The 18,560-nt window shown below is 60.7% G+C and carries 17 protein-coding genes; 2 read left to right on the forward strand and 15 right to left on the reverse strand.

The genetic code is table 11. The annotated features are described in order from the left end of the window. Positions 1 to 83: 83 nt before the first annotated feature. The 11 genes from PLU72_00835 to PLU72_00885 form a co-directional block, all read right to left on the reverse strand. A complete protein-coding gene (locus tag PLU72_00835; GenBank protein HOT26699.1) occupies positions 84 to 464 on the reverse strand; it encodes a F0F1 ATP synthase subunit epsilon in 381 nt (126 codons plus the stop codon). Next, complete coding sequence (gene atpD / locus PLU72_00840; protein HOT26700.1) at positions 464 to 1,873, reverse strand: F0F1 ATP synthase subunit beta; 1,410 nt, start codon at positions 1,871 to 1,873, stop codon at positions 464 to 466. The genes PLU72_00835 and atpD overlap by 1 nt, the downstream gene beginning before the upstream one ends. 29 nt (positions 1,874 to 1,902) lie before the next feature. Beyond that, positions 1,903 to 2,790 (reverse strand): ATP synthase F1 subunit gamma, encoded by an 888-nt coding sequence (atpG, locus tag PLU72_00845; GenBank protein ID HOT26701.1) that lies wholly within the window; start codon positions 2,788 to 2,790, stop codon positions 1,903 to 1,905. Between the two features lie 3 nt (positions 2,791 to 2,793). Then, positions 2,794 to 4,359, reverse strand: coding sequence for a F0F1 ATP synthase subunit alpha (atpA, locus tag PLU72_00850; protein HOT26702.1), 1,566 nt, complete (start codon positions 4,357 to 4,359; stop codon positions 2,794 to 2,796). A 6-nt stretch (positions 4,360 to 4,365) separates the two neighbouring features. Beyond that, positions 4,366 to 4,947, reverse strand: coding sequence for an ATP synthase F1 subunit delta (gene atpH / locus PLU72_00855; GenBank protein HOT26703.1), 582 nt, complete (start codon positions 4,945 to 4,947; stop codon positions 4,366 to 4,368). Next, positions 4,944 to 5,612 (reverse strand): F0F1 ATP synthase subunit B, encoded by a 669-nt coding sequence (gene atpF, locus PLU72_00860; protein ID HOT26704.1) that lies wholly within the window; start codon positions 5,610 to 5,612, stop codon positions 4,944 to 4,946. The genes atpH and atpF overlap by 4 nt, the downstream gene beginning before the upstream one ends. Positions 5,613 to 5,662: 50 nt before the next feature. Beyond that, on the reverse strand, positions 5,663 to 5,908 hold the full coding sequence (gene atpE / locus PLU72_00865; protein ID HOT26705.1) for an ATP synthase F0 subunit C: 246 nt from the start codon (positions 5,906 to 5,908) through the stop codon (positions 5,663 to 5,665). A gap of 2 nt (positions 5,909 to 5,910) precedes the next feature. Then, positions 5,911 to 6,639, reverse strand: coding sequence for a F0F1 ATP synthase subunit A (gene atpB, locus PLU72_00870; protein ID HOT26706.1), 729 nt, complete (start codon positions 6,637 to 6,639; stop codon positions 5,911 to 5,913). Continuing rightward, entirely contained in the window at positions 6,632 to 7,048 is a 417-nt protein-coding gene (locus tag PLU72_00875) for a hypothetical protein (protein ID HOT26707.1), read from the reverse strand. Before PLU72_00875 ends, atpB begins: the two co-directional genes overlap by 8 nt. After that, positions 7,038 to 7,232, reverse strand: a complete 195-nt coding sequence (locus PLU72_00880; GenBank protein ID HOT26708.1) for an AtpZ/AtpI family protein — start codon at positions 7,230 to 7,232, stop codon at positions 7,038 to 7,040. Before PLU72_00880 ends, PLU72_00875 begins: the two co-directional genes overlap by 11 nt. Before the next feature lie 138 nt (positions 7,233 to 7,370). Further along, entirely contained in the window at positions 7,371 to 9,362 is a 1,992-nt protein-coding gene (locus tag PLU72_00885) for an amylo-alpha-1,6-glucosidase (GenBank protein HOT26709.1), read from the reverse strand. Positions 9,363 to 9,515: 153 nt separating this feature from the next. Between PLU72_00885 and PLU72_00890 the strand changes: the two genes are divergently transcribed. Both PLU72_00890 and polA read left to right on the forward strand, forming a co-directional pair. After that, positions 9,516 to 12,269 carry a CHAT domain-containing protein gene (locus PLU72_00890; GenBank protein ID HOT26710.1) on the forward strand — a complete coding sequence of 918 codons (2,754 nt, stop codon included), beginning with the start codon at positions 9,516 to 9,518 and terminating at the stop codon, positions 12,267 to 12,269. A 77-nt stretch (positions 12,270 to 12,346) separates the two neighbouring features. After that, positions 12,347 to 15,094, forward strand: coding sequence for a DNA polymerase I (gene polA, locus PLU72_00895; protein HOT26711.1), 2,748 nt, complete (start codon positions 12,347 to 12,349; stop codon positions 15,092 to 15,094). 10 nt (positions 15,095 to 15,104) lie between these two features. Here the strand turns inward: polA and PLU72_00900 are convergent, their stop codons facing one another. From PLU72_00900 to rbfA, 4 genes are read right to left on the reverse strand one after another with little or no spacing between them, the layout of a single operon-like run. Next, positions 15,105 to 16,058 (reverse strand): bifunctional riboflavin kinase/FAD synthetase, encoded by a 954-nt coding sequence (locus PLU72_00900; protein ID HOT26712.1) that lies wholly within the window; start codon positions 16,056 to 16,058, stop codon positions 15,105 to 15,107. A gap of 21 nt (positions 16,059 to 16,079) precedes the next feature. Next, positions 16,080 to 17,021 (reverse strand): tRNA pseudouridine(55) synthase TruB, encoded by a 942-nt coding sequence (truB, locus tag PLU72_00905; GenBank protein ID HOT26713.1) that lies wholly within the window; start codon positions 17,019 to 17,021, stop codon positions 16,080 to 16,082. Positions 17,022 to 17,040: 19 nt separating this feature from the next. Next, on the reverse strand, positions 17,041 to 18,108 hold the full coding sequence (locus PLU72_00910; protein ID HOT26714.1) for a bifunctional oligoribonuclease/PAP phosphatase NrnA: 1,068 nt from the start codon (positions 18,106 to 18,108) through the stop codon (positions 17,041 to 17,043). Between the two features lie 7 nt (positions 18,109 to 18,115). Next, the gene (rbfA, locus tag PLU72_00915) at positions 18,116 to 18,493 is read right to left on the reverse strand and encodes a 30S ribosome-binding factor RbfA (GenBank protein ID HOT26715.1); all 378 of its coding nucleotides are present in this window, start codon (positions 18,491 to 18,493) and stop codon (positions 18,116 to 18,118) included. Positions 18,494 to 18,560 lie beyond the last annotated feature (67 nt).

Genomic DNA, 18,560 nt, shown 5'->3' on the forward strand with positions numbered 1-18,560 from the left:
TCTATCGCAACAATGCCTTCCGGCCAACAAAAAAACGAACGCGGGTGCGGCCGGGCCGGCTGCACCCGCGTTCGTTTCGGGGGTCAGTGGTGAATTCGCTTGTACAGGAGAGCCGAAGCAAGATCGCATTTCTGTATCTCGCTGGCGAACTCAGCCGGTATCGTCAGCTTCTTTCCCTTCAGATGTTCGCTTATCTCAGCAGCATCCTGCGGGATGAGAGCATCGGCCAGCACTGTGGCCTCGTTATCGATCATTTCGAAGAACCCCCCGGTCACGCCGAAAAACAGTTCCTCGCCGTCGGACGTGATCACATGGATGACGCCCACCTTCATGCTGACGAGCAGGGGCTCCCGGTCCTTTCTCACGCCGATGTATCCCGCCATTCCGGGCACGGAGATCCCTCTGGCGGTGAACTCCAGCATCTTTTTCGAGGGGGCGACGATGACGAGATGGAAGTCTGACATCACGCTTCTCCGGTCGCCCGAAGCTGTTCGGCTTTCGCCTCGACTTCGGTGATATTTCCTACCATATAGAATGCCTGTTCGGGATACTCGTCGTATTTGCCTTCGACGATCGCCTTGAAGCTGGCCACGGTTTCCTGCAGGGGAACGTATTTGCCCTTGTAGCCCGTGAACTGCTCGGCGACGTGGAACGGCTGGGACAGGAATTTCTGGATGCGACGGGCGCGGTTGACAATCAACCGGTCTTCTTCCGAGAGTTCTTCCATGCCCAGGATGGCGATGATGTCATGCAGATCTTCGTACCGCTGGAGAATTTCCTGCACCCTGCGCGCGGTGTTGTAATGGTCGTCGCCCAGGATTTCCGCCGTGAGCAGGCGGGAGGTCGACGTCAGCGGGTCGACGGCCGGGTAAATGCCGAGTTCGACGATCTTTCTCGAGAGAACGGTCGTCGCGTCGAGGTGCGAGAACGTCGTCGCCGGGGCCGGGTCGGTGATGTCGTCGGCAGGCACGTAGATCGCCTGGACGGAAGTGATCGATCCGCGTGTCGTCGAGGTGATGCGTTCCTGGAGGGCGCCCATTTCCGTGCCGAGAGTGGGCTGGTAGCCGACGGCCGAGGGCATGCGCCCCAGGAGGGCCGAGACTTCGGAGCCGGCCTGCACGAAGCGGAAAATGTTGTCGATGAACAACAGAACGTCCTGACCTTCGCGGTCGCGAAAATACTCTGCCATCGTCAGCGCCGAAAGCGCGACGCGCAGACGGGAACCCGGCGGTTCGTTCATCTGGCCGAACACGAGACAGGTTTTGTCGATGACACCTGACTGCTTCATGTCAAGATACAGATCGTTGCCTTCGCGGGTTCGCTCGCCGACGCCGCCGAACACCGAGACGCCGCCGTGCTGCTTGGCGATGTTGTTGATCAGTTCCATGATCAGGACCGTCTTGCCGACGCCGGCGCCGCCGAACAGGCCGATCTTGCCGCCGCGGGCATACGGGATGAGCAGGTCGATGACCTTCAGACCCGTTTCGAAAATTTCCGTCGTCTTGCCCTGTTGGGCAAAGGTGGGCGGAGCACGATGGATCGGCCAGCGCTCGCCGCTCTTGATCGCTTCCTTTCCATCTAGCGTCTCGCCGAGGAGGTTGAAGAGCCGGCCGAGCACGTTATGGCCGACCGGGACGCTGATCGGCGCGCCGGTGTCCTTGACCTCCTGGCCCCGGATGAGGCCTTCGGTCGGCCCCATGGCGATGGTGCGCACGACGTCGTTGCCGAGGTGAATGGCGACTTCCAGCACGAGGCGCTGTTTCGTCGCGGAATTGACCACTTCAAGCGCGTTGGAAATGCTGGGGAGTGAGCCGGCTTCGAATTTCACATCGACCGCGGGCCCCATGACTTGCAGGATCTGGCCTTGATTCATAAACTGCTCCTGTGTGGTCTATCCGGCGCTCAGTCTGCCAGAGCGTCGACGCCGCCGATCACTTCGGAAAGTTCCTTGGTGATGGCTGCCTGGCGAATGCGGTTGTACAGAAGGGTCATTTCCGAGATCATCTCCTCGGCGCGGTCCGTCGCAGCGCCCATGGCTACCATGCGGGCTCCCTGCTCGGCGGCCGACGACTCGAGAATGCCGCGAAGGAACATGCCTTCTATATACCGTGGTATAAGTGAGTTGAGGATGACGTCCGGGGACGGATCGAACTCGAACTCGATCGTCGCATGGGGGTGGTGCGCGTTCTTGCTCTGGATATGGCTGAACTCGAAGGGAAGCATCTTCTTGACTTCGATTCTGCGCTCGAGCGCCGACACAGATCCCGTGTAGACGATGAGCAGTTCATCGATCGCGTTGTTGTTGTAAAAACTGAGGAAGTTCTTCGCCGCGAGCCGGATCGAATCGGGTTCCGGACGTGCCAGCAGTTCGGGAAAGTAGTCCATGCTGATTTTGTCGGAAGGCCGCCGCTTGAAGAACTCGTACCCCTTGCGTCCGACGAGGAACAGCCGGCAGTTCATGTCCTTTCGTTCCCGGACAAGAGCCTGCGTCTGCTTGATGAGATCCTGATTGAAGCTGCCGCACAGGCCGCGATCGCCGGTGATGAGGATGATGCCGCAGTTGCGCCGGCTCTTGTGTGGCTGGAAAATCGGGTGCAGGTCGGGTTTCTCGATGGCGGAGCAGAGGGCGGCGACCATCTGTTCCAGTTTCACGAGATAGAACCGCATCGCGTTCAGCCGGTCCATCGCCCGCCGAAGCTTCGCCGTGGACATCATCTTCATCGCACGGGTGATCTGCTGGGTGTTTTTCACCCCGCCGATCTTTTTCCGAATATCCTTTTGCGTGGCCATGGGTTACGCCTCTGCCTTCGGGGTTCCGCCTTCTGCAGATGTGGTCGTGCCGAGACTCGGCAGGAACACCTGCTCGAGGAATTCCTTGATCCCGGCATGCATTGCCGCGTCCAGCTCCGTGTCGATGGCCTTCGTCTTATGAAGCTTGAAGCCGATCTCCGGGTGCTTTTCCCGGATGTAGACGCAGAGCTGTTTTTTAAACTGAGTGATATATTTTTTATCGAAACTGTCGAGATATCCGCGGGTTGCTGCGAAGATCGACAGAATCTGGTCCTCAACCTCGAGCGGCATATACTGGGCTTGCTTGAGAAGCTCCACGAGACGTTCACCGCGCGCGAGCTGCGCCTGGGTCGCTTTGTCGAGGTCCTTCGAGAACTGGGCGAATGCGGCCAATTCTCGATATTGGGCCAGCTCGAGCCGGAGGGGGCCTGCCACTTGTTTCATGGCCTTGATCTGGGCGCTGCCGCCGACGCGCGAGACCGACAGACCCGCGTTGATGGCTGGGCGGACGCCGCTGTTGAAGAGGCCGCTTTCGAGAATGATCTGACCGTCGGTGATCGAGATGACGTTCGTCGGAATATAGGCGGAGAAGTCGCCTGCCTGCGTCTCGATGACCGGAAGCGCCGTTAGGGAGCCGCCGCCGAGCTCGTCGCTCAGCTTCGCAGCTCGCTCCAGCAGGCGGGCGTGCAGGTAGAAAATGTCCGAGGGATAGGCTTCGCGGCCAGGCGGACGGCGAAGCAGGAGGGAGACCTGACGATACGCCTGGGCATGCTTGGAGAGATCGTCGTAGACGCAGAGCACATGTTTGCTCTTATCGCGGAAATATTCGCCCATCGTGCAGCCGGAGTAGGGGGCGATGAACTGCAAAGGAGCAGGGTCTGCCGCAGAGGCGCTGACGACGATCGTGTATTTGAGGGCGTCGTGCTTGCGGAGCGTCTCGATGATGCGTGTGACCGTAGACGACTTCTGACCAATGGCGACGTAGACGCAAATGACGCCTGTGTCCTTCTGGTTGAGAATCGTGTCGATGGCGATGGCGGTCTTGCCGGTCTGGCGATCGCCGATGATCAGCTCGCGCTGACCTCTTCCGATCGGGATCAGGGCGTCGATAGCCTGGATGCCGGTCTGAAGCGGTTCCTTCACGGGCTGGCGCTGCACGACGTTCGGGGCGTTCATCTCGGTGGGCCGGGTTTCGGTCGTCACGATCGGACTCTGGCCGTCGAGCGGCTGTCCCAGTGGATCGACGACGCGGCCCAGCAGTGCGTCGCCGACGGGCACCGAAACGATCTTCCCGGTCGACTTGACCAGGTCGCCTTCGCGGATGCCGTTGTCGGAACCCATGATGATGCAGCCGACGTTGTCCTCTTCGAGATTGAGCACGAAACCGCGCACGCCGTTCGCGAACTCGACGAGTTCGCCGGCCATCACCTGCTGAAGACCATGCACGCGGGCAATGCCGTCGCCGACCTGCAGGACGATGCCGGCATCGACGGTTTTCGACTCCTTCGAGAATGAACCGATTTCCTTCTGAAGGACTGATACGATTTCTTCAGGTTTGATTGGCATGATTCCTCCTCAGGCGACGGTCGTCGCCGGAGCGTCACCGCTCATGAATTTACTGCTGAGGGAATTGAGGCGTTCCTTGAGGTTTTTGAGGGTCGTCTGGATCGACGCATCGAGCACGCGGCCTTCGAACCGCAAAACGATTCCGCCCATGAGATGGGGTTCGATCGTTTCGTGGAGGATGACCTGGCCCTGAACGCGCTTTGCCAGCGTCGTGCTGAGACGCTTCCGCTCCTCGTCCCGCAGGGCGACGGCCGAGCGGACATGGACGCGCGTGATCCGGCGCCGCTGATTGTACAGATTCTCGGCCTCTTCGGCGATGATCGGGAACAGGTCGAACCGGTGACGCTTGAGCAGGGTCTTGAGGAACTCTCCCACAAGCGGCGCCTCGGCGGCCGGGATCAGGCTGTCAATCAGGGCCAGTTTGCGCTCGAGCTGAATGGAAGGTTGGCGCAGGACGGCGAGGAGCTGCGGTTCCTGGGAGCCGGCCTGCATGAACGCCTTGAGGCCGGCGAATCCGGCATCCAGCCTGGGTTCGCCCAGGGCGTTCAGGAACGCCTCGGCATACCGTCTTGCAACGACGAGCGTCTTCAAGCTGCGCCTCCATCGGCCGATTCGCGTTCCAGTTGGTCGATCGTGCGACGGATGAGGGCATGGTGTTTCTCGTCGTCGAGCGAGGCTTCCACAACGCGTTCCGCCGCCGCCATCGTCAGGCGCACGACTTCTTCGCGAAGCTGAACCCACGATTTCTGACGTTCGATGGAAATATCGTGCTGAGCCTTGTCGAGAACCCCGGCCGCTTTGGCCTTGGCTTCTGCAAGGATCTCGTCACGGGAAGCCTGAGCGTCGCTGATCGCCTTCTGGCGAATCTGATAGGCTTCCTGTTCGATGCCCGCAAGTTTTTTCTCGTACTGTGCCTTGATCTCGGCGGCCTCTCGATTCTTGCCTTCGGCCGCGTCCATCGCTTCGCCGATCCGCTGGCGACGCTCCTCGAGAACACCCCTGATGGGCGTGAACAGGAAACGGTTGAGGACGAACATGAGAATGAAGAAGTTCAATACCTGCGACGCGAGAATGCGCACGTCGATGTCGAACATCCCCGCCTCACCGTGTCCGCCGGCTTGAGCGGCTCCGTGCGAGGCTTCAGCCGTCATCGCTGAAGTCGGGGCCAGTTCAGCAGCGGACAGCGTCATCTGGAACGGGCTGACGAGGCAGAACAGGACGATGAGAAGGCCTAACGGCAGTCGAATTCGAGACATGATCAACCTCCGTCCGGGATCAGAATTCCCGGGAGGATTTGCAACGCCGGTCACCAGCGGACGAAGAGGAGAATGAGGGAGACGAGCAGGCAGTAGATCGCCAGTGATTCGATCATGGCGAGGCCGATGATCATCGTGAAGCGCAGTTCGCCGACCAGGTCGGGCTGGCGTGCCATGCTGTCGCAGGCCTGCTTGACGGCCATGCCCTGGGCGATGGCGGCGGCGCTGCAGCCGATGCTGACGGCAAATGCGGCACTGAGGGCTTCGGCAACACGTAGGAGGGTGATGGGTTCCATACTTATATCTCCTTGACTGGATGAGTTGCGTGAGATTTGTCACCGTCTCCGGCGTGCCCGTCGGCATGATGGGCGGCTCCGGAAACATAGATCCCTGAAAGAATGGTGAAGACCATGGCCTGGATGACGCTGGTGAAGATGGCCATGAACATCATGGGAAGCGGAACGAGGAAAGGGAAGAGATAGATGGTCAGGACGAGGATGACGACGTCTTCGCCCATGATGTTTCCGAACAGGCGAAGCGTCAGGCTGATCGGACGGGCAAGTTCGCCGATGACGTGAATCGGGAACATCAGTGGGCCCATCCACCAGACGTCACCCCAGAAATGTTTGAGATAGCCGAGGCCCTGTCGGGTGAAACCGAGGTAATGGGTCATGAGGAAGATCACCAGTGCCATCGCGAGGCAGTTGGAAAAGACGCTTGTGGGCGACTTGAGCCCAGGGATGATGCCGAGCAGATTTTCGGAGAGGATGTAGAGGAAGACCGTTCCGAAGAAGGGAACGAACTCGGCCGCCAGATCGGGGCCGACGATCGTCGTGACAAACCCTTCGAGCTGTTCGTATATCCACTCCGCCAGGTTCTGGAGCGGCCTGGGAACCAAATCGACGCGCCGCGTCGCCAGCAGCGCGAACAGGCCGAGAGTTGCCGTGATGAGGAGCGGCAGGACAACTCCGGGGGGAAGGGGAATGAAGCCGAGAAGATAAAATATCTTGCTCTCTAATTCATGCATGTGTCGTCCCCGAATCGGACTTTTTCAAGTCGAGCATGATGACTGCGGCTGCTCCGACGATTCCCAGCTGGCTCGACAGAAGCCCGCCGAGGACCTGAATCAGATTCAGCCCGAGTCCGTACAGAACCAAGATGATGAGAAACAAACCGATGATCTTGAACATGGAATACATCGCACCCTTCGCCATCACGACCCGGTTCGACCCGGGCTGCATGTTGCCGACGGTGATGGTCAGGATGTGAAAGCTGCCGAGTCCGAGTCCCATACCGATCAGCGTGCCCCACCAGAGTTGCTTCCAGCCCACCATCCCGATCGTCAGGATGATGACGCTGAGACCGAGCCCAAGCAGATAGACCGTACGCTGAAAACGAACGATCAGTTGCTGGGAAACGGGGTTTTCACCGGCCACGGACATCCATGCTCCTTCGCAATACCAGCCACGCGTTTCGGATCGCGGCTGCAAGCCCGAAAACGGCTCCGATGCACAAGCCCCACGGATCGGTCCCGGCATACCGGTCGAACGCGAAGCCGAAGGTTATTCCCAGGCCCAGGGCAACTCCGATGTTGATCCCGAGCGTGAGAACGGGGCCCATTTCTGCCAGCCGTTCTTTCCAGGACGGCCCTGAACGATCATGTGCGACGGGAGCCCACCTCGAATTGGTTTTCCGCTTTTTTCACTACGTCTCAAGCATCGGCAGGAAATGCGAAAAACCGAAGGCTGAAGGAGAAAGTCAGCTCGCGACTCCGAGGGTGGGACGGTGACCCTTGATGTCCTCCACGTAGCAGCGGAGGAGTTCCGCGACGCTCCATGCCTGAGCGAAACAGCCCGCGGCTGCGTGCGGCGGGTCTGCATCGAACACTTCGGAGATGCTGCCGACGCAGCCTTCCTGCTCGAGATGGAGCTTGAACGGCTCGATCATGTGGGAGGCGCGCAGCTGAGCTTCCATCGAGGCGTTGTGCGCCTTGAGATAGGCCGTGATGAAGGGGCCGATCAGATAGCCCCAGACGGTTCCCTGGTGATAGGCCTTGTCCCGGGTGAGGCGGTCACCGCCGAACCTCGGAGTATACGCCCTCTCGAAGGGGGCGAGGCTCCTCAGTCCGTGCGAAGTATACAGATGTCTATAGACAGTGTCCACGACGCTTCGTTCCTCGGCCTGCTCGAGAACCGAAAACGGCAGGAATACGGCGAAAATCTGATTCGGCCGGAGCGAGCGGTCGGGAGTTCCGTCGTGGGCGATCACGTCGTGGAGAGATTCCGTCTCGGGATTCCAGAACCGGCGCCTGAACGAGGCGCGGACTTTTCGCGCGAGAGCCGAGATGTCGTGCGAGGGCATGCCGTACGTGTCCAGAAGATGCGTCAGCAGGCGCAGGGCGTTATACCAGAGGGCGTTGACTTCGACGGCTTTCCCATGCCGGGGGGTGACGACGAACTCGTCGACTTTCGCGTCCATCCAGGTGAGTTGGACGAGTTCGTTGCCTGCGAGGATGAGGCCGTCGTTGTGGTCCATGCCGATGTCATACCGCGTGCCGGTGATGAAGGCTTCTATGATCGCCTGCATCGATGCGAGAAGATGCTCCCTGACGAAATCATAATCTTCGGTATATTCGAGAAAACGGTGGACGGCGTGAAAAAACCAGAGTGATGCATCGACACTGTTATATAACGCATCGGATCCATGATCGGCGAAGCAGTTGGGGACGAGACCGTCTCGTATCGAGAGGGCGAAGGTTCTGAGGATCGAACGGGCATCGTCGAATCTGCCCGTCACCAGCGTCAGTCCAGGAAGGGAGATCAGACTGTCTCGCCCCCAGTCGGAAAACCACGGATACCCGGCGATGATCGAACGGCTTTGAGTGCTGCGGCGGTCGACGATGAACTGGTCGGCCGCCAGGAGGAGGCGCCGGATCATCGGATCCTCCGTCGGGAACATCTCGATGATCTGTTCCTGCCGCTGTTCCTCGCGTTTTCGCAGATCCACCGGATTGAACGCATGGATCGGTTCGTCCGAGAACAGCACCGAGGCGGAACCGTGCAGGTTCTGGATCCGGAGATAGCCGTTGGAGAAGTCGTCCTCATGGGACTCGAGACCGCGGGCGGCCTCTTCCGACAGGAAATTCGCCGTTTCCCAGCGCGCATCCGGAACGAATCCGCCACGGTCCCATGCCATGTGGACGGTCGGGGCGTTGGCGAACGGCTGGAGTTTGAGCGAGTTGTCGGTGACCTGCGTGTTGTCGAGAAAGCCGGCGTTCCTGTAGGTCGTGCCATGAAAATCTCTGAACAGGAAGTGCGGGCGCAGGCGGAGCTCGATCTCGTGTCCGCCGTTCATGATCTTGTAGGTCACGACGGTCGAGTTTTGGCCGTAGATCATGAAGAGGCTCTTCACCACGAGCACGTCTCCGAGCTGCCAGGTCCAGGTCGGAATGGGATCCGTGGTGAACCGCTCCAGGTGCAGATGGCCGAGCGGATGGGCGCCGCCGGCGGGGCGGGCGGTGAACAGGGGATACTCGCAACCGTCGATCAGCAGCGTCTCGGTAATGCGCGACACCAGCGCGATCCGCTCGACGGGTGGCCTCCTGGCGGCGATGAGGACGCCGTGATAGCGCCTGGTATTCAAGCCGATGACCGTGGAGCCGGCAAAGCCGCCGAGTCCGTTCGTGACGAGCCACTCGAGTTGAGAAGCGCGCATGAGATCACCGAGAATGCGACGACCGAAAGCTGCCATGTCCGTTCCTCCCCGGGAGCAAGCCGAATGACATTCGTTATATCGGGTTTTTCGAAACTTTGCCACCCGTGAAAATCATACCATCGGGCGGATCCGAACCGCGCATGATAGATTGGAAAAAACTTCCGGTAGCTTGTGAACGGGGAGGAACTCATGATCCGGCGAATGCTATCGAGGCGATGCTGCTTCGTGTTCCTAGTCCTTCTTGCCGTGACCGTCCAGGCGGAACCTGTTGATGGCACGCACCCGATTCTCGCCATGCAGTTCAGGGCGATCCAGCGGCAGGGGGAAGGCCTCGCGGCGATGTCCATGAAAAATCTCGACGGGGCGCTGAGTGCCTATCTCGATATCGCGTCCATAAGCCGGGAAACACTTCGGATCTACGAGGCGCTGCGACCGGAAGAGCGGCAATTGTTCGAGCCGACCGCCCGAATGGCCTCGGAATCGATCATCACGTCCATGCTGGATGCATCATCGATCTATTGCCAGCAGAAGAAATTCGACAAGGCCGAGTCGGTCCTGAACGAAGCTGGCCTGATGGCGGAAACATGCGATAATCAGCTCATTCGCCGCCAGTGCGTTCTCAAGCTGGCCGATCTCAAATGGCTGAGCAGAAATTTTATTGCGGCCGGTTTGCTCTACGAACGCCTGCTGCGGGAGCAGGAACCCGGAGTCATGAGCGACCCCCGGTGGGGCGTTTCCCCCGCGCCCGAAGGGAACAGGGGTTTTGATCTTCTGGAACAGACATCGAATCTCACCGAAGCATTGACCTGCTGGTCGGTTTATATCCAGCTTGCGAGCCTGTATACCTTCATCAACGATCCGAAAAACGCTCTCCGGATCTATGGTATGCCGGGATTTCTCCGGCTGAGAGACTGGCTGGAACACATCGCCGACGCCTGTTCGCCCTCCGACGACGGTTCGCCACAGGCCTTCCTGGGATGGGCTGCGAAAATGTTTCCCGCGTATTACCACATCGGGAAGGGAACGGTTCTGCAGCGCTTTGAACGGCATGCGGAAGCGCTCGCCGAATTTGCGTCGGCTTCGTCCCTGATCGGGAATCATGGGTTTGCCGAGGTGCGTTTCTCGATCCAGACCCTGCGGGGCGCAACGCTTCAGAAAGCGGGCCGCCTCGACCAGGCGATCGGACTTTTCCGGGAGGCCGTCGGACTGACGTCGAGCATGAGCGCCGGCATCCGGGAGATGGCCGAGTGTTATGCGTGCATCTATCTCGCCGATGCTCTGATCGAGAAACATCGGATCGACGATGCAGAGTCATGGATTGCCCGAGCTGAAAAACTCGCCCGGCTCATCGACGAGCCACGGCAGTTGTGGGACGTCTTGTTCCTGAAAGGACGGGCATGCCAGGCTCGGGGCAAGTTGGATGAGGCCAGGGAAGCTTACGCGGAGTCGATCGAGCAGATCGAGACGTTTCGCGCCCAGCTTACCCTCGAGCGCCTGAAGCGGGATTACATGGCCACCAGGACGCGCGTCTACGAGGCCATGGTGCGCGTGCTTCTCGACTTGGGGCGGCCGTATGAGGCATTGTCGTATGTGGAACGCGCGAGAGCGAGGGCTTTCGTGGACCTTTTTGGATCCACCGACAAACGGCGCTTACTGAAACCGCACGAGCGCGAGCGACTCGAGCCTGAGTTCGACCGGCTCGAACAGCACCGCATGCAGTTTGACGAGTTCCAGAACGAGATCGACCGACAGCTGAGGGGCGTGCCGGGCGCACCGGCTGATCGCCGCGGACTGGAATTCATCCAGACGCTCGGCCGGCAGGCGGACGAATTGAGAAGGGACGAGGACCGCCTGTTCGATCTTGCAGGAAGCGAATTTGCCGCCTTTTCGACGGTCAACACGGTTCCTCTCGAGGCAATCGAAGGGCTGATCGATGCGGATACCGCGCTGATCGAATACTATCGCAGCCCGTCGGGCAACGTGGTGTGGGCGTTCGCGCTGGGGGCGGAGGAGTTGAAACGAAAACGTCCGGCTGTCGTTTCGCTCGCCTGGCCCGATGATCGGCTCACCCGGGAAGTGGCCGCGTTCAGAAATCTTATCATGGCAGAGACCGGTTCACATACGCAGGACGTGCAGGGAAAATCACAATCGCTGTACAACGTTCTGATCGCTCCTGTCGAACCTCTCCTCGCAGGGAAAAAACGCCTGGTGCTCGTTCTCCATGGAACCCTGCATTTCCTCCCGTTCGCCGCGCTCGAAGATGAAAACGGTCGCGCCCTTGTGGAGCGGTTCTCCCTCATCCATCTTCCTTCGGCGAACGCCTTCCGGTTCTGCCGGCAGAAGAACCGGCGCAAACGCGAATCGCTGTTTGCCTTCGCCTTTGGGGCATGTCGGATGGACAATCTCGATCAGCTTCCGAACACGATTCACGAAGTCGAGGCGGTGGGATCGCTCTTTTCTCCCGACAGGCGATGCGTGATCGCGACCGGTTCCATGTCTCCCGAAACATTCGCGCTCGAGGCGGGCGGCCGGGATGTCATCCATCTGGCGACTCACGGTCTGTTGAATCCGGCGATGCCCATGGAATCGGCCGTCATGCTCGGGACGGCGCCGATGAAGGTGAAGGACGTTGCGGCGCTCGAACTGCATGCCGGGCTCGTCACGTTGAGCGCCTGCCAGACAGCCATGGGAAAAATATACGGAGGCGATGAGATCGTCGGACTTACCCGCTCGTTCATGTATGCGGGCACGCCGACGGTCCTTTCGAGCCTGTGGCCCGTCGCCGATGCATCTTGCGCCGAGCTGATGAAAGGCTTTTACACTCGGCTTATGGCAGGTGCCGGAAAAGACGAGGCTCTTCGCGGCGCCCAGCTGGAGCTGCGGGCAGCGTATCCCTCCCCGTTCCATTGGGCCCCTTTCATTCTCACCGGCGACTGGGAGTGAGGGGCGTTTCGCCCGGGCGCGAAAGGGGCCGGTAGGGTATACTTGTCGCCGCGCCGCTGCGCCACGGAGAAAAGAACATGCCCGGCTGTCTGTTGATCGATGGAAACAACATCGTTTTTCGCGCGTTTTATGCTTTCGATGGCAAGAATCTGCGCACCCGTTCGGGACAGCCGACGGGAGCCCTGTTCGGCTACGCGCGCATGCTCCTCAAGCTCCTGCGCGAGCGGCGCCCGGAGTTCGCCTGCGTCGCTTTCGACGTCGCTCGCGAGACGTTCCGCCACCGCCGATCCCCGGAATACAAGGCTCATCGCCGGCCGACGCCGGAAGACCTCCTGCATCAGCTGCCGCTTGCTCATAAAATAACTGAGGCTATGGGAATTAAGATCGCCGCCGGCCGCGAATACGAGGCGGACGACATGATCGGGACGCTTGCTGAACGGTTCAAGCACGATACCGAGGTGACGATCGTCACGGGAGACCGCGATCTCCTGCAGTTGATCGACCAGCGCGTCGTCGTCGAGTTGTGCGTGAAGGGCATCACCGAGACGGTCACGATGGGCCCGGCATCGTTCGAGGCCGAATACGGCTTTCCGCCGCAACGAATCGTCGACATGAAGGCGCTGTGGGGCGACAGTTCGGACAACATCCCGGGCGTCGACGGCATCGGAGAAAAAAAAGCCCTGAGCCTCATCCGCGAGTTCGGCTCTCTCGAACAGGTGTATGCGAATCTCGAGAAGATCGGCAACCCGCGTATGCGGGAACAGCTGGCTGCGGGAAAGGAGTCGGCCCTCCTCTCCCTCGAACTCGCCACGATCTGCCGGACGGTTCCCGAAATCGACGACCAAGCCGCCTATGCGTGGAATCTCTCGAGCCTGCATTCGCCGGAACTCGCGAACATGCTTCGGGAACTTGAGTTCACGAGCCTGGCTGCCGGTCTCGCGGACGGCGTCGCCTCGCCCGGCCCGGCATTCGTGGCGGGCGATCCAGCTCCGGATGCGAGCGCACAGCCGAAAACTTTGCTGAAACCCCTCGAGGGTGATCGGCTTCTCCTCACGGATATCGAGGCGATCGCCTCGTTCCTCGCCGAGGCCGATCATGATATTGCTCTTGATATTGAAACGGACGGATTGAATCCCCGGACGGACCGGATCGTTGGCGTTTCCCTTGCCGTGAACGAGCGCCGATCCGCCTATATTCCGCTGAACCACTCCTATCTCGGCGTGATCGTTCAGCCTCCCGCCGGGGAAGTGTACAGGCTGCTCGCCGAAGCATGGCGCGATCGGAGAGTCGTCGGGCACAATCTGAAATTCGACCTCGCGTTTCTGAAAACCGCGGGAGTTCCGCTGCCGACGAAGATATTCGACACGATGCTCGCGGCATACGTGCTCGATCCGACGATGTCGAACGGTCTCAAGCAGCTCTCTGAAAAGGTGTTCGGGGTCGAAACCCGTGAATACGCCGATGTCGCCGGAAAACGCCCCTTTTCCGAGGTCGAGGTCGAGACGGCGGCATCGTATGCCTGCCAGGACGCCCTTCTCACGATGAAGTTGTTCATGCTTTTCACGGCCAGGCTCGCTGAGAGCCCTCTCGGCGGGCTGTATTCCGATCTCGAACTGCCCCTGCTGCCCCTCCTGCTCGAGATGGAGACGACCGGCATCGGTCTCAACAGGCCGTATCTCAAGGAACTCGCAGCCGACATCCGGGACCGCATGCGCGAGCTCGAGGCGTCGATCCATACCCATGCCGGCTATGTGTTCAATGTGAACTCGGGAAAACAACTGCAGGAGGTCCTGTTCACGAAACTGGGGCTTACCCCGACGAAAAAGACGAAAACAGGCTTTTCGACCGACAGCGACGTGCTGACCGAACTGGCGCCGCTTCATCCGATCTGCCGCGACCTGCTCGATTACCGGGAGCTCGCGAAACTCGAGAGCACCTACGTCGATACGCTCGCCACTCTGGCAGACCCGAAAACCGGCCTGGTCCACACCTGCTTCAACCAGACTGTGACGGCGACCGGCAGGCTTTCCAGCTCAAACCCGAACCTCCAGAATATCCCGGTGAAAACAGAACTGGGGCGAAAAGTACGGCGGGCGTTCGTTCCTCCACGCCACGGCGACGTTCTGCTCTCGATCGATTACTCGCAAATCGAACTTCGACTTCTGGCGCACTTTTCCGACGATCCCGCGCTCGTCGAAGCGTTCCGGAACAAGCTCGACATCCACGCGATGACAGCCGCCCGCATCTTCGGGAAAACGGTCGGCGAGGTTTCCGAAGCCGAGCGCAAGATCGGCAAGACCGTGAACTTCGGTATCATCTACGGAATCTCCGCTCACGGCCTCGCCTCACAGCTCGGCATCCCGAGACCGGAAGCGCAGAAATATATAGATGGCTTTTTTTCAGGCTACCCCGGCGTCACGGCCTTTTTCGAGGAGAATCTGGCGAAAGCGAAGGCCGACGGGCAGGTCTCGACGATGTTCGGTCGGACCAGGCCGCTTCCGGAGCTTCGGGAAAAGAGCCATACGATGCGGGCGTTCGGCGAGCGAGTCGCCCGGAACACGCCCCTCCAGGGAACGGCGGCCGACCTCGTCAAAAAGGCCATGCTCGACGCCGATCGCGAGCTGCGTCGCGCCGGATTCCAGACCCGGCTGATCCTCCAGATCCACGATGAAATCGTTTTCTCCGTGCCGGCCGGCGAACTCCCGGATGTCGGCCCGCGCCTGCGCGGCGTCATGGAACGCGTCGTCGACCTGCGCGTACCGCTTGTATGCGACGCGGCGGTCGGTCCGAATCTCGCGGACCTTCGGGAAACGGAGTTCCTCTGACGGGGGAGGTTCAGTCGAGCGTTGCCGATCGCGGCGTATCACTCGATACCAGGCTGCGCACCGACGCCAGGTCGGCCTTGATCTGGAAAATGAGCGAATCCATCGAAGGGAAGCGGATTTCATCGCGAAGCCGCTTCACGAATCGCACGCGGATCGTCCGGTGATACAGGTCGCCCGAGAAATCGAGCAGATGCGCTTCCAGCAGGAGCATGCTGCGGTCGAACGTCGGCCGGGTGCCGATATTGACGAGAGCGTCGAACGCCCCCAGCGGCGTGTCGACGATGCAGTAGTAGACGCCTTTCGGCGGCAGGACCTTGATCGAGTTTTCCAGCGGCAGGTTCGCCGTCGGAAAACCCATGTCGCGGCCGCGGTGGTCGCCGTGAACGACCTCGCCGCTGATCGACGGATGTCTGCCCAGCAGCCGTGACGCGAGTTCGATCTCCCCGTCGGCGAGAGACTCGCGGATCAAGGTGCTGCTCACGAGATGCCTGGCCGCCGTGACGGGGGAGATGATCGTGCATTCCCGGCCGAGCGAGCGAAGTTCTTTCTGCATGAACTCGGCGCTGCCGCGCCGGTGCATGCCGAATCCGAAGTTGAACCCCACGAACACGTGCCGCGCCTGGAGGCGCTCGATCAGCACGTTCCGGATGAATTCCTCCGGGGGAGTTCGCGCGAAGGCTTCATCGAAGGGGCGGAAGACCACGCTGTCGACGCCCGTGTGAAGCAGGAGCCGGAACTTTTCTTCCGGTGTCGTGATTTCGCCGGGAAAATTCGTCGGATCCAGCAGGCGGCGGGGCGGGTGATCGAAGGTGAAGATGACCGACGAGATGCCTTCCTTCTTCGCTTCGCGGATGATGGCGGAAATCAGCGCCTGATGGCCGAGGTGGACCCCGTCGAACGTGCCGAGCCCGATGACGCAGGGGCCGGTGTGGAGCGGGCCTGAGAGAAGGTTATACAGGTTCATCGCATCACCCGAACGGAAACGTCAGGAAAAGACTCGGATCGGCATGAGCTTCTGGCCGTTCTTCGGCTTGTTGGCCGCCGGCGGGCCATACAGGGCGATCAGTTCGCCGGTGGCGGACACGATCTGGATCACGTTGTCCTGCGCGTTGTCGACGTGGCCGGGTTCGATTTTCAGGAGGTCTTTGGCCTCGAGCGGTGTGCCGCTCCTGATGCGGGCCTCGACGCCGGGCTGGACGGTCGCCCGCGCGAACGGCAGGATGGCCGAATACGGCATGAAAGCCGGGGTCTCGTCGAAGGAGAGGCGGTTCTCGATCTTCCAGGCGGGAAAGGCCTGCAGATGCGTCCACGAGCCGACCCGCTCGCGCAGCAGATACGACAGGTGGCCGCCGCAGCCGAGTTCCTGGCCGAGGTCGTGCGCGACGGAGCGGACGTAGGTGCCGCGGGAACAATGAATGCGAAGGACGAGATGGCGGCAGCCGCCCGATTCGAAGTCCCGCACGAGGCGGATCGAGGTGACATGCACCTTTCGGCTCGCCAGTTCGACGGTCTCGCCGGCACGCGCCAGCGCATAGGCGCGCTTCCCCTGCACCTTGATGGCCGAGTAGACGGGCGGTTTCTGGTCGTAGGTGCCGACGAAGCGGCGGAGGGCCGTGAGGATCGCGTCGCGATCGACGGTTACGGGGCCCGGATGCTCGTAGGTGGCCTGGCCGGTCGCGTCGTAGGTATCGGTGGCCCGGCCCAGCGTGACGCGCATCAGGTAGGTCTTGTCGAGAAACGCGGGCGGGATGTAGGGGAGGACCTTCAGACTCTTGTCCATGAAGATCAGGAGAACGCCCTGCGCCATCGGATCGAGCGTGCCGCCGTGGCCAGCCTTGACCCCGTAGGCCTTTCTGACCATCGCGACGACGTCGTGCGAGGAAAGGCCGGCCGGCTTGTAGACCACGAGGCATCCGTCGCTGTTCATGCTGTGAGCCCTTTCCGCGTCATGGCGTGCGAAGGGCCGCGAGCGCCGGTCCGATCGCCGAGATGACGTCGTCGATGACCGTCTGCATGTGGGTATGCTGAAAATTGGCGCCGGCCGCGAGTTTGTGCCCGCCGCCCCCGAAGGTCTTGCAGATCGCCTGGACGTCAATCCGGCCGGTCGAGCGGAAGCTCACCTTGATCGTCGTCGGATCGAGTTCGCGAAACATCACGATGACTTCAGCCCCGGCGATCGTGGTCAGAGGCGCGATCGAGCCGTCCGCATCGATTTCCGTCGCGCCGAGGCGGGAGAAATCGTCCAGGGTCAGCCACGAGGTGATCAGCTGCCCGTTGAAATGACGGGTTGCCCGTTCCATAGAGATGCCGTGCAGGACGACGCGGCGCCAGTCGTTTGTCTCGTAGACCCGCTTGAAGATCGGGGCCACCTTCAGTCCCCGCGAGATCATCGTCGCGGCGATCTCATGCGCGCGCGGCGTGGTGCTCGGGAATCGGAAATTCCCCGTGTCCGTCATGATGCCGATATACAGAGCCGACATGATGTCGTCGTTCAGCGGAATATCCATTCCACAAAATATATTGTAGAGTATTTCGCAGGTCGAGCTCGCGGTCGGGTCGATCAGGTTCAATTCACCGAGTCCGGGTACGTCGAGGTGATGGTCGAGGTGGATGCACCGTTTCGCGCGGCGGAAAAACCGCGTGCGGTCCCCCATGCGCGAGGCCTCGGTCGTCTCCATCAGGAAACCGAGATCGAACTCCCGGTCGGGGAGCGTGTCGGTCAGGGCCTCCGAGCCCGTGAGCCATGATATCTGCGGAGGGATCGGATCGAAATTCAGCGTGACGCACTCTTTCCCGGCGGCGCGACACCAATGGTGGAGGGCAAGCTGGGACCCGAGGGCGTCTCCGTCGGAGTAGGGGTGGGCGATGGAGAAGACGCGGCGCGCCTTCCCGAGATGATCGCGGATCAGGGCGATCTTCGCGTCGTATGCCGGGCTACCCCAGGTGTCGGTCGCCATACCGGAAAGAGACGGCGGTGCCAAGAGCGTCGAGTCGGTGTCGGTGGGGCGATGCATGGACCCGTCAGTCTTTCGGTTCGGAATCGGCGGGAGGGGTTTTCGGCCGTTCGATCTTTCGGAGCAGGTCGAGGATATGGTCGCCTTCCTTGATCGAGGGATCGTACCGGAACGCGAGTTCCGGGATCTTTCGGAGCTGGACGGCCTTCTTGAGCTCGCCGCGCAGAACGGGCTTGGCCGAGTCGAGACCGCGCTGGGCTTCCTCGGGATCGAGACTTTCCTCGAGCAGGCTGAACGAGACGCGGGCGAGATGGAAATCCGGACTTATATTGACGCCTACAAAATGAACGCCGCGGACGCGCGGATCGTTGATGCGGCGCTGCAGGATGATGGACAGTTCGCGAAGGATCGTTGATTCGACCCGTTCGAGACGATGCGAGGTCATAGATACTCCCAATCTTGTGAGCAACCGTGATTCTTGTCAAGGATTTTCGGCAACCAACATGTCATTC

The organism is Candidatus Ozemobacteraceae bacterium, assembly GCA_035373905.1.
GTDB lineage: Bacteria > Muiribacteriota > Ozemobacteria > Ozemobacterales > Ozemobacteraceae > MWAR01.